The sequence below is a fragment of the Pseudarthrobacter sp. CC4 genome, from assembly GCF_048957775.1.
Taxonomy (GTDB): Bacteria; Actinomycetota; Actinomycetes; order Actinomycetales; family Micrococcaceae; genus Arthrobacter.
Map to the genome: position 1 here is coordinate 56,657 of NZ_JARCCZ010000011.1, position 14,401 is coordinate 71,057.

General features: G+C 66.4%; 16 protein-coding genes. 13 read left to right on the forward strand and 3 right to left on the reverse strand.

The features are described 5' to 3' along the window. Positions 1 to 3 precede the first annotated feature (3 nt). The 10 genes from folB to PV768_RS09290 all read left to right on the forward strand — a co-directional run bounded on the left by folB (position 4) and on the right by PV768_RS09290 (position 7,355). The gene (gene folB, locus PV768_RS09245; RefSeq protein WP_421092860.1) at positions 4 to 396 is read left to right on the forward strand and encodes a dihydroneopterin aldolase; all 393 of its coding nucleotides are present in this window, start codon (positions 4 to 6) and stop codon (positions 394 to 396) included. Then, the gene (gene folK, locus PV768_RS09250) at positions 393 to 938 is read left to right on the forward strand and encodes a 2-amino-4-hydroxy-6-hydroxymethyldihydropteridine diphosphokinase (RefSeq protein WP_157239752.1); all 546 of its coding nucleotides are present in this window, start codon (positions 393 to 395) and stop codon (positions 936 to 938) included. The genes folB and folK overlap by 4 nt, the downstream gene beginning before the upstream one ends. Continuing rightward, positions 935 to 1,507 (forward strand): DUF3180 domain-containing protein, encoded by a 573-nt coding sequence (locus PV768_RS09255; RefSeq protein WP_157239750.1) that lies wholly within the window; start codon positions 935 to 937, stop codon positions 1,505 to 1,507. The genes folK and PV768_RS09255 overlap by 4 nt, the downstream gene beginning before the upstream one ends. Next, positions 1,488 to 2,000, forward strand: coding sequence for a PH domain-containing protein (locus PV768_RS09260; RefSeq protein WP_157239748.1), 513 nt, complete (start codon positions 1,488 to 1,490; stop codon positions 1,998 to 2,000). Before PV768_RS09255 ends, PV768_RS09260 begins: the two co-directional genes overlap by 20 nt. Then, positions 1,997 to 3,577, forward strand: a complete 1,581-nt coding sequence (locus PV768_RS09265) for a PH domain-containing protein (RefSeq protein WP_421092861.1) — start codon at positions 1,997 to 1,999, stop codon at positions 3,575 to 3,577. Before PV768_RS09260 ends, PV768_RS09265 begins: the two co-directional genes overlap by 4 nt. Further along, positions 3,570 to 4,463 carry a Rossmann-like and DUF2520 domain-containing protein gene (locus PV768_RS09270; protein WP_321215062.1) on the forward strand — a complete coding sequence of 298 codons (894 nt, stop codon included), beginning with the start codon at positions 3,570 to 3,572 and terminating at the stop codon, positions 4,461 to 4,463. The genes PV768_RS09265 and PV768_RS09270 overlap by 8 nt, the downstream gene beginning before the upstream one ends. Before the next feature lie 2 nt (positions 4,464 to 4,465). Next, on the forward strand, positions 4,466 to 5,383 hold the full coding sequence (gene panC, locus PV768_RS09275) for a pantoate--beta-alanine ligase (RefSeq protein WP_421092862.1): 918 nt from the start codon (positions 4,466 to 4,468) through the stop codon (positions 5,381 to 5,383). A gap of 172 nt (positions 5,384 to 5,555) precedes the next feature. Continuing rightward, the gene (locus PV768_RS09280) at positions 5,556 to 5,822 is read left to right on the forward strand and encodes a hypothetical protein (protein ID WP_421092863.1); all 267 of its coding nucleotides are present in this window, start codon (positions 5,556 to 5,558) and stop codon (positions 5,820 to 5,822) included. A gap of 117 nt (positions 5,823 to 5,939) precedes the next feature. Next, positions 5,940 to 6,635, forward strand: a complete 696-nt coding sequence (locus tag PV768_RS09285; RefSeq protein ID WP_421092864.1) for a GAF and ANTAR domain-containing protein — start codon at positions 5,940 to 5,942, stop codon at positions 6,633 to 6,635. A gap of 9 nt (positions 6,636 to 6,644) precedes the next feature. Next, a complete protein-coding gene (locus tag PV768_RS09290) occupies positions 6,645 to 7,355 on the forward strand; it encodes a GAF domain-containing protein (RefSeq protein WP_421092865.1) in 711 nt (236 codons plus the stop codon). A gap of 50 nt (positions 7,356 to 7,405) precedes the next feature. Here the strand turns inward: PV768_RS09290 and PV768_RS09295 are convergent, their stop codons facing one another. Further along, positions 7,406 to 7,669, reverse strand: coding sequence for a hypothetical protein (locus tag PV768_RS09295; RefSeq protein WP_157239737.1), 264 nt, complete (start codon positions 7,667 to 7,669; stop codon positions 7,406 to 7,408). Positions 7,670 to 7,793: 124 nt separating this feature from the next. Here PV768_RS09295 and PV768_RS09300 point away from each other — a divergent pair, with 124 nt between their 5' ends. Further along, positions 7,794 to 8,414: a TetR/AcrR family transcriptional regulator gene (locus tag PV768_RS09300; protein ID WP_157239734.1), complete on the forward strand. Its 621-nt coding sequence runs from the start codon at positions 7,794 to 7,796 to the stop codon at positions 8,412 to 8,414. On the opposite strand, the gene PV768_RS09305 is transcribed toward PV768_RS09300, so the two are convergent. Together PV768_RS09305 and PV768_RS09310 are read right to left on the reverse strand one after the other, a co-directional pair. Further along, positions 8,411 to 9,439 carry a LacI family DNA-binding transcriptional regulator gene (locus PV768_RS09305; RefSeq protein WP_321215065.1) on the reverse strand — a complete coding sequence of 343 codons (1,029 nt, stop codon included), beginning with the start codon at positions 9,437 to 9,439 and terminating at the stop codon, positions 8,411 to 8,413. The two genes, PV768_RS09300 and PV768_RS09305, sit on opposite strands and share 4 nt — an antisense overlap. After that, positions 9,418 to 11,178, reverse strand: coding sequence for a glycoside hydrolase family 13 protein (locus PV768_RS09310; RefSeq protein ID WP_421092866.1), 1,761 nt, complete (start codon positions 11,176 to 11,178; stop codon positions 9,418 to 9,420). The genes PV768_RS09305 and PV768_RS09310 overlap by 22 nt, the downstream gene beginning before the upstream one ends. 233 nt (positions 11,179 to 11,411) lie before the next feature. Here PV768_RS09310 and PV768_RS09315 point away from each other — a divergent pair, with 233 nt between their 5' ends. Then, positions 11,412 to 12,692 carry a sugar ABC transporter substrate-binding protein gene (locus PV768_RS09315; protein ID WP_421092867.1) on the forward strand — a complete coding sequence of 427 codons (1,281 nt, stop codon included), beginning with the start codon at positions 11,412 to 11,414 and terminating at the stop codon, positions 12,690 to 12,692. A gap of 81 nt (positions 12,693 to 12,773) precedes the next feature. Next, on the forward strand, positions 12,774 to 14,390 hold the full coding sequence (locus PV768_RS09320; RefSeq protein ID WP_421092868.1) for an ABC transporter permease subunit: 1,617 nt from the start codon (positions 12,774 to 12,776) through the stop codon (positions 14,388 to 14,390). Positions 14,391 to 14,401: the final 11 nt, after the last annotated feature.

Genomic DNA, 14,401 nt, shown 5'->3' on the forward strand with positions numbered 1-14,401 from the left:
CCCATGGACAGGATTACGCTGAGCGGCGTGACCGCCGTCGGCCATCACGGCGTGTTTGATTTTGAGCGCCGCGAGGGCCAGCCTTTTGTTGTGGACGCCGTCTTGTACCTGGACTTCGCCAAGGCGGCCGAGTCGGACGACGTCCGGGACACCGCGCACTACGGCGAGGTGGCGCAGCGTATCACCGAGTGGATCGCGGGCGAGCCGCTGAACCTGATCGAGGCGCTGGCGGTGCGGATCGCGGAGGGCCTGCTGGCCGAATTCCGGCTCCAGGCCGTGGACATTACCGTGCACAAACCGCAGGCTCCCATCGAGGTTCCCTTCGGCGATGTGTCAGTCAGCGTCCACCGCACCCGGAACGGCGCGGAAAGGCAAGCCCAGGGGGAGGGGCCATGAACAGCGGTTATACCAAGGCGGTCCTTGCGCTCGGCAGCAACCTGGGCGAGCGCAACGATACCCTTTCCGCGGCCGTCGCGGACCTCGTAGACCCGCCGGAGGTGCGGCTGCTGGCGGTCTCGCCGGTGGTGCAGACGAAGGCCGTAGGCGGGCCGGCCGGGCAGCCCGACTTCCTGAACATGGTCATCACGGTTGAAACCAGCCTCACCCCGCGGCAGTTGCTGGAGCACTGCCAGGCGGTGGAAAACAAGCACCACCGCGTCCGGGAGGTGCGCTGGGGGCCGCGGACGCTCGACGTCGACATCATCACCTACGGTGACGTCCGCAGCGAGGACCCTGCCCTGACCCTGCCGCATCCCCTCGCGGCCAGCCGGGCGTTCGTCCTCTATCCGTGGTCCCTTATTGAACCCGCCGCCGTCCTGGACGGTGAGCGGATCAGCACCCTTGCCGCCAAGGCAGGCGACTTCAACGACCTCGTCCCCTTTGACGGCTTTGGCGACTTCGACGGAATGCCCACGGCCGGGGCGGTGGAGGAACTATGAAGCCCATCAACCCGCTGCGCCTGCTGCTCATCGGCTTCATCCTGGCCGTGGCGGGCTGGTCCGCGACCGTGGTGACCAGCCGGTACGGCATGTCCACCCCCGTCCTGCCGCCCACGGCACTGGCAACCATGGGCGTGATCGTAGCCATCACCCTGATCCTCGGGATCAGGGTCCTCAGGTGGCGCAACAGCATCAGCGCCAACGGCGCCAAGAACGGCGCCAAGGGCGGCGCCGCCCGTAAGCGGCCGGTGCTGGATCCGCTCCTCGCCGCCCGCACCCTGGTACTCGCGCAGGCCTGCGCCTACGCCGGGACGGTGCTGCTGGGCTGGCACGTGGGCATCTTCCTGGACCAGCTGCGCATCTGGAGCCTGCGCAGCGACCAGGCCATCACCTGGCTCGCGCTTGCCATGGCCGGCGGGGGACTGGTGATGATCGTGGTGGGCCTGCTGGTGGAACGGTTCTGCAGGATCCCGCCGGAGGACGGCGAAACCAAAGGCCTCGACGGGAAGCCCGGCCGTGCCGTTGGCGAGGCGTCCGGGGAAGGCGAATATGCATACCGGGGCGATTGATCCTCCCGGCATCACCTGGCAGCGGGTGTCCCCCAAATATGTCACCGTGAGGGTGGTGCAGTGGGCCCTTGGAAACCTGGCCGCCGTGCTGGTCCTCTCCCTGCCGCTGGTCCTCGTCCTCGCGGAGGCGTGGGCCTGGCCGCCGCTGTGGCTTGCCGCCACCGTGCCGGCCGCCATGCTGGTGGTGGCCCTCTGGCGGCTCGCGCTCATCCCGCGGCAGGTCCGCGCCATCGGTTACGCGGAACGGGACGACGACCTCCTGATCCGGACCGGCATCTTCTTCCAGCGGACCATGGCCGTCCCCTACGGCCGGATGCAGTACGTGGACATCGGAGTGGGCCCGGTGGAGCGCTCTCTTGGACTGTGCACGCTCAAGCTCCACACCGCAGCGCCGGGGACCAACGCCCAAATCCCCGGCCTGCCCGCCGCCGAAGGCGCACGGCTCCGCGAGCAGCTGGCGGCGCGCGGGGAAGCCAGGCTGGCAGGACTGTGACGGCAGAGGGACCTCCGCAGTGGCCCGGCGCCCCGGCCACTGCGGCCGGCAACAACGCCCCTGAACCGCTTTCGGGCACCGCGCCCGACGGCGAATGGCTGCGCGTGCACCCGGCGTCGCCGTTTGTCCGCGGCTGGGTTGCCCTGGCCGCCATTGGCTTCTTCCTTGGCCGTGACGTGTTTGAACGCGCGCTGCAGGGCCGGCCAGTTGTTGAGGAAGACTTCGCCGGCCGTGCCCCCTTGCTGCTGGTGGGCGGCGGCGCAGTGCTGCTGGCCTCGGTGCTGGGGTTCATCCTCACCTGGTACTTCACCAAGTACCAGGTGTCCGGCGGCTACGTCCGCGTCAATACCGGGTTCCTGTTCCGGCAGCAGCGCCAGGCACGGCTGGACCGGGTCCAGGCCATCGACATCGTTCAGCCGCTGCTGGCCCGGATCTTCGGCCTGGCAGAACTCAAGTTCGAGGTGGCGGACGCCGGAGAGTCGGCGGTGCGGCTCGCCTACCTGAAGATCGACGACGCCCGGCAGCTGCGTGCCACCATCCTCGCCCGGGCGGCCGGTGTCATCACGGGCCCGGACCGCCCCGGCGAGCCCGCCCCCGAGGCGCCGGAATATCCGGTGCTTTCCGTGCCGCCGTCGCGCCTTGTAGGTTCCCTGCTGCTCAGCGAGCAGAGCTTCTTCGTGGTGCTTGGCGGCATCGTTTCCGTGGTGCTCTCGGCCATCACCGAACACCAGGGGTTCTACTTTTACCTCATTCCGGCCGCCGTGGGCCTCGCCGCGAGCTACTGGGGACTGTTCAACAAGGGCTACAACTTCAGCGCCGCGATCTCACCGGACGGCATCCGCCTGCGCTACGGCCTGCTGGACACCCAGGCGCAGACGCTGCCGCCGGGACGCATTCAGGCGTTGAAAATCACCCAGCCGCCGTTATGGCGGCCGCTCGGCTGGTACCGGATGCAGGTCAACGTGGCCGGTTACGGCATCGTGGAGAACGCCGGCGAGGGCTCGGCCCGGACCACGCTGCTGCCCGTGGGCAGGCTTGGCGACGTGATGGCCATGCTGGCGCTGGTGCTGCCGGACCCCGGCACCGCGCACCCCGCTGCAGTCTTCGGCGCCGGCCTCACCGGCCTGGATTCCGACGGCGGCTTCGTCACCACTCCGCGCAGCGCACGCTGGCTTGCCCCCTTGGGCTGGCGGCGGAACGGGTTCACGGCCACGGACACGGCCCTGCTTCTCCGCTCCGGCCGCTGGTGGCGCCAGCTGGTGGTGGTTCCGCACCAGCGCACCCAGTCCATGGCCCTGCACCAGGGCCCGCTGGCGCGCCGGTTCGGCGTGGCAGACCTGGTGCTGCACACCACGCCCGGTCCCGTTGCGCCCCGGCTCACGCAGGCCGGCACTGCCCAGGCGCTGGCACTGTTCGATGAACAGTCCGCACGCGCCCGGCTGGCCAGGAAGCGGCAGACTACGGAACAGTGGCTCCGGCAGGTAGTCCCGGATGCTCCGGCGGGGGAGCCCGGCCCGGCAGTGGAACCGGCCGAAACCCGGACGCCCCAACAACAGGAAGGCGGGCAGCATGGCTAAGCCCGGACGCCTCGGCGTCGGAATCATTGGTGCCGGCAAAGTGGGGGCGGTGCTCGGTGCCGCCCTGCGCGCTGCCGAACATGCCGTCGTCGGGGTCTCAGCTGTCTCCGAGGCGAGCCGTGAACGGGCGGAGGCGCTGCTTCCCGGCGTGCCTGTCCTGGAGGTCCAGGACATTGTGGAGCGCGCGGAACTGGTCCTCCTGGCCGTGCCCGACGACGCCCTGCCGGGCCTGGTGGACGGGCTGGCAAAGCTCGGCGCCTGGCAGCCGGGCCAGCTGGTTGCCCACACCTCCGGCCGGTTCGGAGTGGGGGTCCTGCACCCGGTGCGCGCTGCCGGCGCTGTCCCGCTCGCCCTGCATCCGGCCATGACGTTCACGGGGATGAGCCTGGACCTGACCCGGCTGCTGGACTGCACGTTCGGAGTGACCGCAGATGCCGCCATGCTCCCCATCGCCCAGGCGCTGGTAGTGGAGATGGGTGCGGAACCGGTGGCCATCGCCGAGGCGGACCGGACGCTGTACCACGCGGCCCTGGCCCACAGTTCGAACCACCTGGTGACCCTCGTGGCCCAGGCATCCGAGCTGCTGCGCTCGGTGGGAGTGGAGCTGCCGGAACGCATGCTCGGCCCGCTCCTGCGGGCCACGCTGGAGAATGCACTGGCGTCAGGGGAGTCCGCCCTGACCGGGCCGGTAGCCCGCGGCGACGTGGGAACTGTCTCCGCGCACGCGGCCGCGCTGCGGGAGTTCGACGGCGGCGGCCACGGCGACGTGCTCGAGGCCTACCTTGCGATGGCCCGGGCCACAGCCCTGCGCGCCGAAGGGCGCGGGCTGCTGAAAGCCGAACAGCTGGAGGGACTCCGCCAAGCCCTCGAACCGAAGGAGGACTGAAGATGCCCATCAAGCTCGTCACCACGGTGGCAGGCCTTCACGCTGAGGGGGCCAGGCTCCTTGCCTCCAAGCACGGCACCTCGCAGGGTCTGGTGCCCACGATGGGTGCGCTGCACCAGGGCCATGCCGCCCTGGCGCGTACCGCCGTCGAACAGAATGACGTGGTGGTGGCCACGGTCTTCGTCAACCCGCTGCAGTTCGGTGACGCCGTGGACCTGGATCGCTACCCCCGCACCCTGGACGCCGACCTTGCGCTGCTGGAAGCCGAAGGCGTGGACCTGGTGTTGGCGCCATCAGTCGATGAGGTCTACCCCGGCGGCGAACCGCTGGTGCGCGTGACGTCCGGCCGGCTCGGGGAAAAGTGGGAGGGGGCGTCCCGGCCGGGGCATTTCGACGGTGCCCTGACCGTGGTGGCCAAACTGCTCCACTACGGGATGCCGGCCGCAGGGCTGCCGGACGGCGGCGCAGCACGTGCCGGCCTGCCCGCCTACCGTGCCTACTTCGGCCAGAAGGACGCCCAACAGCTGGCGCTGGTCAGGCGCATGGTGGCTGACCTCAATTTTCCGGTGGAGATTGTGGGGGTGCCCACGGTGCGCGCCGTGGACGGGCTGGCGCTGTCCAGCCGCAACCGCTTCCTGTCGGACGAGGAGCGGGAGGCGGCGCTGGTGCTTTTCAGGGCCCTCCGCCTGCTTGAGGAACGGGCGCATGCCCGTCAACCGCTGGACCTGGAGTCCGCGCAGGCGATGGTGGAGTCGCAGCCCCTGGTGGCCTTGGACTACTTCGACGTTGTGGACCCGGGCACCCTGGAGCCGCTGGCCGAGAACTGCCGGGAGACCCCGTTCCGGGGGGAGGCCCTGGCGCTCATTGCGGCCAAGGTCGGGCCGGTCCGGCTGATCGACAACGCGCCGCTACATTCCTGACCCGGCGCCCTGGCCGGTACCCCTGCCGTCGCCGGTGCCAGGCCGGCGTTGATAGGGGGTGTTGATAGGGGAGCGGAGGCCTGTTGGGCCGGCAACTGATCCGATATGCTCAAATTATTGCCCCGGACCCTGGCATCGGCCCATCACGGCTATCCAGGAGGACCAAGTAAAAATGGGCAAAAGTCTCGCTACCCCCATCCGCGGGCTCGTGGACCGGACCCGGTATTCCGCAGCACCTGACGCAAGCCCCCTTGCAGAGCAGTCGCTGGACATCATCTCGTCCATCCTCGAAGACACTTCGCCCGGGCTGGCGGAAATAAAGCTCCGGCTCCGTCGCTGCCTGGCCGCTTATCCGCGGCACCCGGAGCTGGCGTTGCTCGCCCACCTGATGGAGACATCCAGCCTGGTGAACCCGATGGGCGGCGAAACGCTGCCGTGATCTTGCGGCTGAACTGACCGGCGACGGTGGGTATCCTTAGGTGACCACACCACCGTTCCGGTTCAGCCAGCAGCCAACCCGGCGACAGCGGAATGAATCAGGAAACAGGGGCTCACCATGGACATTGCACCCGGGCTGGCGGGTGAAGAGGACCTGTGTGGCCCCTATCTGGAGAAACTGCCCGTTACCGGCGCCGCCGTATCCCTTTTCGGCAGCGCGACAGCTGAATCCCTGATCTGTGCCAGTGACGCTTTGGCTGCAAGGCTTGATGAACTGCAGTTCAGCCTGGGCGAGGGGCCCCGCTGGCGCGCGGTCCGGACCCGGCTGCCTGTGCTGGTTCCTGACGCACAAGGTGTTCCGCACCCGGAATGGCCGATGTTCCACAGGGCGATTAACGGGACGGACGCGGCTGCCCTGTTTGTCTTCCCGCTGACTATCGGCGCTGCGGACCTGGGCGTTGTTGAGCTTTATCACTCCGCCGCGGGAACGCTGAACAGGTCCCACCAGGCAACGGCGGCCACACTTGCCGGCCAGACGTCTTGGTACCTTTTGCGGAAGATCCTGACGATCGGTTCGCCGGACACGGACCCTGCACTCGATCCACCCCTGATGTCGCGCCGTGAAATCCACCAGGCAACGGGCATGGTCCTTGCCCAGTCCGGCGCAACCGCGGCGGACTCATTGCTGTTGCTGCGCGCCTACGCGTTCGCCCATGACCTCACGCTGAGGGAGACGGCCCAGGCAGTGCTCGAAGGCCGCCTGAAGTTCGAGCCCGGCCATGGCGGCGGTCCGGGTGCCCGGCCCCTGCAGTAAAATAGCGACATGGCAACGACAACCCGCGCTGAGCGCGTCAGTGGGGCGTTCGTGAAGATCGCGGACACGCTGGTTGCGGACTATGACGTCCTTGACCTGCTCCACACCCTGGTCGAGGAATCCGTGGGGCTCCTCGACGTCGCGGCGGCGGGCCTGGTCCTGGCCGACCCCAGCGGGGAGCTCCAGGTTTTGGCCTCAACCAGCGAGGAGAGCCAGTTGGTGGAAGTGCTCCAGTTGCGGGCCGGGGAAGGACCGTGCGTAGAGTGCTACGCAACCGGTAACCCGGTGACCGTTGAGGACATTCAGGTCCTTGACCGGTGGCCCCAATTCAAGGCGGCGGCGCTGTCCCAGGGGTTTCGTTCCGTACACGCCGTTCCCATGCGGATACACGGCCGGACTATCGGTGCCATGGGCCTCTTCGGTTCTGCGCCCGGTTCCCTGACTGCGGAGGATTCCGCCATTGGCCAGGCGCTGGCCGACGTCGCCACCATCAGCCTCATGCACGAACGCACCATCAGGGAAGCCGTCCTGGTGAACGAGCAGCTGCAGCGTGCGCTCAACAGCCGAATCTTGATTGAGCAGGCCAAGGGAGTCATCGCCCACACGGCCGGTGTGGACATGAACGAGGCCTTCTCGCTGCTCCGGAACCACGCCCGTGCACATAATGAAGGACTCCACGAGACCGCCAGCCGGATCGTGGACCGCAGCCTCACGCTTTAGCCGGGTCTGCTAATCCGAATCGTGCCTGCGCCCGGAACGGTGCCTGGCAGTCAGAGTGGCAGGTGCCCGCGGTACATGAGCTGCTCCAGCAGTGCCTGCTCCGGCTCGCCTGGATGCCGTGCGACGCAGCGGCGGAGCCGGGCCCGTGCCAGCTCTTCGCCGGGTGACTTGCCGCAGAGCACTTCGTCGATGACTTCCTGGGCCTGCCACCGGAGGGACTCGATGGCAAACTGCCGGATCTCATCCGGCGTGTCAACGGCCATCCAGGAGTCCGGATCCGAGGGCACGGCTGGGAACATCCGCTCTGCTGACATTGGGGCCTCCTTGCACCAACCCGAGGGGGCCGGTCAGGGCCTCCGCGGCGTCAAAAAGCATGTTGGAAAAACACTACAACGGGAAAGACCGGTCTGTCTCCCTCCGCAGTAGACTGAAGATCCTATGAGTCCAGAGGCAGAAGTCCCTCCGACCCCCGTGCCGGCACCGGTGGCGTCAACTGAGGGCAATGCAAATTCCGTGGACCGGATCATGGCGGTGGCCTATGAGCTTTTTTCCCAGCGGGGCGTGCGGGATGTTGGCGTCAATGAGCTTATTGAACGGTCTGGGGTAGCCAAGGCGACCTTCTACCGGCACTTCCCTTCCAAGGATTCGCTGGTCCTGGCCTTCCTGGAGCAGCGGGACAGGCAATGGACAGTGGGCGCCATCGTCTCGGAGGCCCGCCGCCGGGGAAGCACGCCCGCCGATCAGCTGCTGGCCATCTTCGACGTGTTTGGCGACTGGTTCCTCCGGGAGGACTTTGAAGCCTGCTCCTTCATCAACATCCTGCTCGAGATGGGCCCGGCCCATCCACTGGGGCAGGCAAGCATCGACTACCTGGCAAAGATCCGCGGGCACGTGCAGGCCCTGGCCGAAGAAGCGGGGCTGCAGCGGCCGGAGGAGTTTGCCCGGTCCTGGCACATCCTCATGAAGGGCTCGATCATCTCAGCCACCGAAGGGGACATGCAGGCCGCCAAGCGCGCGCAGCAGATGGCCGGCTGGCTGATCCAGCACCACAGGGGCTAGAAGCTGAGCTCCGGCGTCCGGGGAGCGGAAGTGCTGGACCGCACCACTAACCGGGTCTCCATCAGCTCATCGGCCGGCCCGGCAGTCTCCGCATCATCCTGCACCAGCGCCAGCAGGCGCTCCACCGCCCGCATTCCCTGGTCACGGGGAAACTGGTCGATGGTGGTCAGGCCGAGGATTTCGCCCATCTCGTGGCCGTCCACGCCAATGACGGACAGCTCGTCGGGGATCCGCAGCCCGAGGTCGCGGGCCGCCAGCATTGCGCCGAAGGCCATTTCATCGGAGGCGCAGAAGATCGCGGTCGGCCGTTCCTCGGCGTCCGCCAGCAGGTGCTTTGTCTCCTTGTACGCGCCGTTCGCCGAGTAGTCGGAGATCAGGGACCACGCCTCGTGGACCGGCAGTCCTGCCGCGGCCATGGCTTCCTCGTATCCGGCGCGGCGGCCGCTGGAGATCTCGAAATTCCTTCCATACTCCTGCTCGCCGCCGAGGTGGGCCACCCGGGAGTGTCCAAGGCTGATCAGGTGGTTTGTTGCGCGGCGGCCCACCTCGACATCGTCGATCCGGAGGGTGGGAATCCCCGGAAGCGGGCCGCCCACGCCCACCACCGGGATTCCGGCAGCGAGGATCTGTTCGGTCTCGTGGGCGTTGAGCTGCAGCGAGACTGCCAGGACGCCGTCGAGCCGTTTGCGCAGCAGGAAATCCCCCAGCACCGATTCCCGGTACCGGTCGCCCTGGAAGTCGTAAAGGGTGAGATCGTAACCGGCATCCATCAGGGCGGAATTGGCGCCCTCCAGCAGCGTGGCGAAGTACCACCGGTTGACGAAGGGCAGCACCACGCCAATGTTGTGGCTGCGGCCGCTCGCCAGGCTTGAGGCGTGGTAGGACATGACGAAGCCAAGCTCGCTGGCTGCCTCGGTCACGGCCTGCCTGGCCCGGCTTGAAACACTGCCCTTGCCGCTCAACGCACGCGACGCCGTCGCCTGTGAAACCCCCGCCAGACGCGCTACGTCCCTAATTCCTGCCACTGACCCTCTGCTGTTCCGCTTGGCGCCATGCGCAGCCAAATGCACTGCGCAGGACCCAGCTTACGCTGGTCAGCAGCGTCCCCATCCGTGCTAAGCAGGATGTCCAAGCGTGGCAGGTCAACCGGCTCTGCGCCCATATTCATCATCACCAGCACGCCGTTGTTGGCAAACATGATGCAGTCTGGCGACGTGAAACCGTCAACCCAGGCCAGGGTGCCGGCGCCGAGCTTCAGGCCACGGCGAAGCCCCAGTGCACGGGTGTACAGGGACAGGGCGGAGGACCCGTCCTGCCGCTGCGCGTCCCGGGACAATGCTGCCCAGCCCTCAGGCTGCGGCAGCCAGGACTCACCTGTGCTGTTGAAGCCGAATGCCGGTGCGGCCGCCTGCCACGGCAGGGGTACCCGGCAGCCGTCGCGGCCAATGCGTTCTCCGGCGGTCCGCCGGAACGAGGGGTCCTGGCGGAACGTGTGGTCCATGGTGGTGTGGTCCGGCAGGCCCAGCTCCTCACCCTGGTACAGGTAGACGCCGCCGGGCAGCGCGAGCATAAGCATCGACGCGGCAACCGCACGGCGCAGGCCAAGCTCAGCGTCCGGCTGGACGTCTTCCGCGCCCAGGCCGTCACCGGGCCGGGCAGGGGGCTCGACGATGCCGAAGCGCGTGGCGTGCCGGACGACGTCGTGGTTCGAAAGCACCCACGTGGTGGGCGCGCCCACGGAATCGAACATCCGCAGTGAGCTTTCAATGACCGCACGCAGCCTGGCGGGATCCCACGGCGTGCCCAGGTACGCGAAGTTGAAGGCCTGGTGCATCTGGTCCGGCAGGACCCAGTTGGTCAGCCGGGACAGGGGGTCGATGCTTGCTTCGGCGCAGAGGATGCGCTCGCCGTCGAACTCGGCAAGGACCTCGCGCCACCGCCGGTAGATGTCGTGGATTTCCGGCTGGCCGAACATCGGCGCCAGGTGGCCCGGGAAGTCTTCGGTGCTGACGCCGTCTGGCCGTCCATGCCAGTCCGGCAATCCGTCCGCCTTGACCAGGGCGTGGGCCACGTCCACCCGGAAGCCGGCAACGCCGCGGCTGAGCCAGAAACGCAGGATGCGCTCAAATTCGGCATGCACGGCGGGGTTGTCCCAGTTGAAGTCGGGCTGGGAGGAATCGAAGAGGTGCACGTACCACTGGCCCGGCTCGCCGGAAGGCTCCGTAATGCGGGTCCAGGCCGGTCCGCCGAAGTGGGACTGCCAGTTGTTGGGCGGCAGTTCCCCGGTGTCACCGCGGCCGTCCCGGAAGACGAACATGTCCCGTTCGGGGCTTCCCGGACCTGCCGCCAATGCGGCCTGGAACAGCGCGTGGTCCGAGGAGCAATGGTTTGGCACCAGGTCGATGATGACCCGGATGCCCAGGGAATCCGCCCGGGCAACCAGGGCGTCGAAGTCGCCAAGGGTGCCGAACACGGGGTCGACGTCGCAGTAATCGGCGACGTCGTAGCCGCCGTCCCGCTGCGGCGAGACATAGAAAGGCGACAGCCAGACGGCGTCGACGTCGAGCTCCGCCAACTGGTGAAGCTCGGCTGTGATGCCCGGAAGATCACCTTGTCCATCGCCGTTCAGGTCCCGGAACGAGCGCGGGTAGATCTGGTAAATCACCGAGGACCGCCACCACTCAGAGCCTTCGTCTGCCGGGTGGACGGGTACCAGGCGGGCGGCGGAGAGGTCAGGCTCTACGGGGAGAAGTGTGTTCGTCATCGGGCCATCGTAGCCGCAATTGCACCAAGAATGGAAAGGCTTCCAAGAAGTTGATACCGATGCTTCCTGAGACAGTGTCACGTCTTTAGCCGCCTACCGTGTAGCAACGGTGCATGTGACGCCATTTTCGGGAAGGGCTGGACAATAAAAAATGGAAGCGCTTACAGTTGGGTGACGCAAATCACCAGCCGGCTCCCATCCGCGGAGAAACGGCACGCTTTCAAAGGAGAAACATGAGTAGGATTCAGGGTGCTCTCGCGGTCACCGCTACCGCGGTGCTGCTGCTTACGGGGTGCGGAAACGGTGCCGAACCAAAGCAGGCAGCCTCATCAGCACCGGCCGCGGCGGGGTCCACCGCCGCCCCCGAGCGGGCGGATGCCGACCTGGTGATCTGGACGGACAACCTGAAGGCCGATTCGATCCGCGCATTCGCCGAGGATTTTGCGGCTGACAACGGCATCAGCGTGGCCGTCCAGGTCATCTCGGGCGAGTTCCAGACCGCCCTTGTGACGGCAAATGCTGCAGGCAATGGCCCCGATGTTTTCACCGGAGCGCACGACATGATCGGCAATCTCGTCCAGAACGGCTCCATTGATCCGCTGCAGATTGCCCCGGACCAGCTCAAGGGCTACGCCGAGACGGCAGTGAAGGCTGTGACCTATAACGAGTCGGTGTACGCACTGCCGTATGGAATCGAAACCCTCGGCCTGTTCCGCAACACAGACCTCGTCCCTGAGACGCCCCTGACCTTGGAGGATGCCTTCGCCAAGGGACAGGAGGCTGTGGCCGCCAAGAAGGCGGAAGTTCCTTTCAGCTTGCCGCAAGGGAACAGCGGCGACGCCTACCACATGCAGCCGTTGTACACGTCAATGGGCGGTTACCTCTTCGGTTCGACACCACAGGGTGACCCTGATCCGTCTGACCTGGGTGTGGGTGCTGAAGGCTCTGTCGCTGCTGCCAAGAAGATTCACGCCCTTGGGGAAGCGGGCAGCGGCATCCTGAAGCGCTCCATCAGCGTTGACAATTCGATCTCTTTGTTCGCTGACGGCAAGGCGCCGTACCTTGTTGCCGGTCCTTGGGCCCTGAACCAGGTTGAAAAAGCGGGAATCCCCTTCGAGGTGACACCCATTCCCGGTTTCGAGGGACAGACCGCTGCCCAGCCCTTCGCCGGCGTTCAGGGCTTCTACGTCGCTTCGAAAGGAAAGAACGAAGCCTTCGCCCACGAGTTCGTGGAGAACGCGATGAACACCGAAGCGGGCATGACGCAGATGTTCGAAGGCGCAAAGCTGCCGCCGACCATGACCACGGTCCGGGAAAAAATCGCAGGCCAAAACCCCGCCATTGAGACGTTTGCCTCCGCAGCGGAGTCCGCCCAGCCCATGCCGGCCATTCCTGAAATGGCTGCCGTCTTCGCCCCCCTCGGCCAGGCTTTTGCGGCCCTCGTGGGCGGCGCTGACCCGGAAAGCACGATGCGCTCCGTGCGGGAAACCATCGCTGCTGCAATCGGCAAGTAGCAAACAGGCCCAGGTGGCCGTTGCACAAGTCTTCGGCCCCCTGGGCCCTGCTGCCCAGATTGACCTCCAGGAGAACCCCCCATGATCAAAACACTCACGCGCCTGCAGCGTCCCTCGTCGGCTGCAGCAAACGATCCCGGCACCCGTCGCGACATCACGACCAAACCGGTGTCCCTCTTTGCCAAAATCCTTGCACTGGGTACCGTTGCCGGCTCAGCCGCAGCACTTACCCCGGCCCTTATCGCTACAGGAAAGTGGGGTTTCCTCGCGGCGGTCTGGGGCATCGCCGGCATCCTGCTGCTGACGTATATCACCGGCCGCGGTGTGCCTGCCAAGTACCTTGTGCCCGGCGCGCTCCTCCTGGTGGTCTTCCTGGTGTACCCCATCGTGATGACGTTCCAGATGTCCACAACCAACTTCGGTGACGGAACCAGGACGTCAAAGGAAGAAACCGTCTCGCAAATCATCGGCGCTTCAGTCGTTCAAAGCCCTGATTCGCCGCGCTACAACCTCTCCGTGGCGACTGAAGGAAATCCCGCGACCGGACCGTACGCTTTTCTGCTTGTGGAGCCCAAAAGCGGATCAGTGTTCCTTGGCACCCCCGGAGACGGGCTGCGGGAGCTTGAACCGGCCGACGTCACCGTCAGCGGCGGGTTCGTCACTGCGGCCGAGGGCTACCAGCTCCTGACGCCCCAAGAGGTCAACAGCGCCAGCGACGCGCTGAAAAATCTTGCGGTGCCCACTGACCGTGGCGCCATCCGGCAGCTGGGCATCCGCCAGGCCTTCGAGGGCGCCTCGCCGCTCAAATACGACGAAGCCCGCGATGTCATCTCAAACACGGTGACCGGCGTGGACTACGCACCCGTCCTGCAGGGCGACAAGGAGTACTTCGTCGACGGAGAGGGAAAGCGGCTGTCCGACCAGTCCTGGCTGGCAGATGTGGGGTTCGCCAACTATCAGCGCATCTTCACAGACACAAGAATCAGCTCCGATTTCCTGCAGATCTTCGCATGGACCTTCATCTTCGCAACGGTCTCGGTCGCGGGAACTTTCCTGCTTGGGCTCGGCCTCGCTGCCGCGCTCAACGATCCGCGGATCAAAGGCCAGCGCTTCTACCGGGCCATCCTCATCCTGCCCTACGCCATCCCGGGGTTTATCGCCCTGCTGGTCTGGTCCAGCTTCTGGAACAAAGACTTCGGCCTGATCAACAACGCCTTGGGCCTGGACCTGAACTGGCTCGGCGACCCCTTCCTGGCCAAGGCAGCCATCCTCCTGACCAACTTCTGGATGGGATTCCCCTACATGTTCCTGGTGTGCACCGGAGCCCTCCAGGCGATCCCCGCAGACCTGAAGGAAGCATCACGTATTGACGGCGCCAGCGGATTCCTGGGCTTCCGGAAAATCACGTTCCCACTGCTCCTGGTCACTGTCGCCCCCTTGCTGGTATCGACCTTCGCCTTCAATTTCAACAACTTCAACGCCATCTACCTGTTGACCGAAGGCGGGCCCTTCGATCCCGCCAACCCGACGGCGGGAGCAACTGACATCCTGATCAGCTACACCTACCGCCTGGCCTTCGGAGGGCAGGGCGCACAGCTTGGCTTTGCGGCAACCGTGTCAGTGCTGCTGTTCGTCATCACCGGCATCATCGCCGCAATTCAGTTCCGTTTCACGCGCACCCTGGAAGAGGTGAACTGATGTCGTCTGCC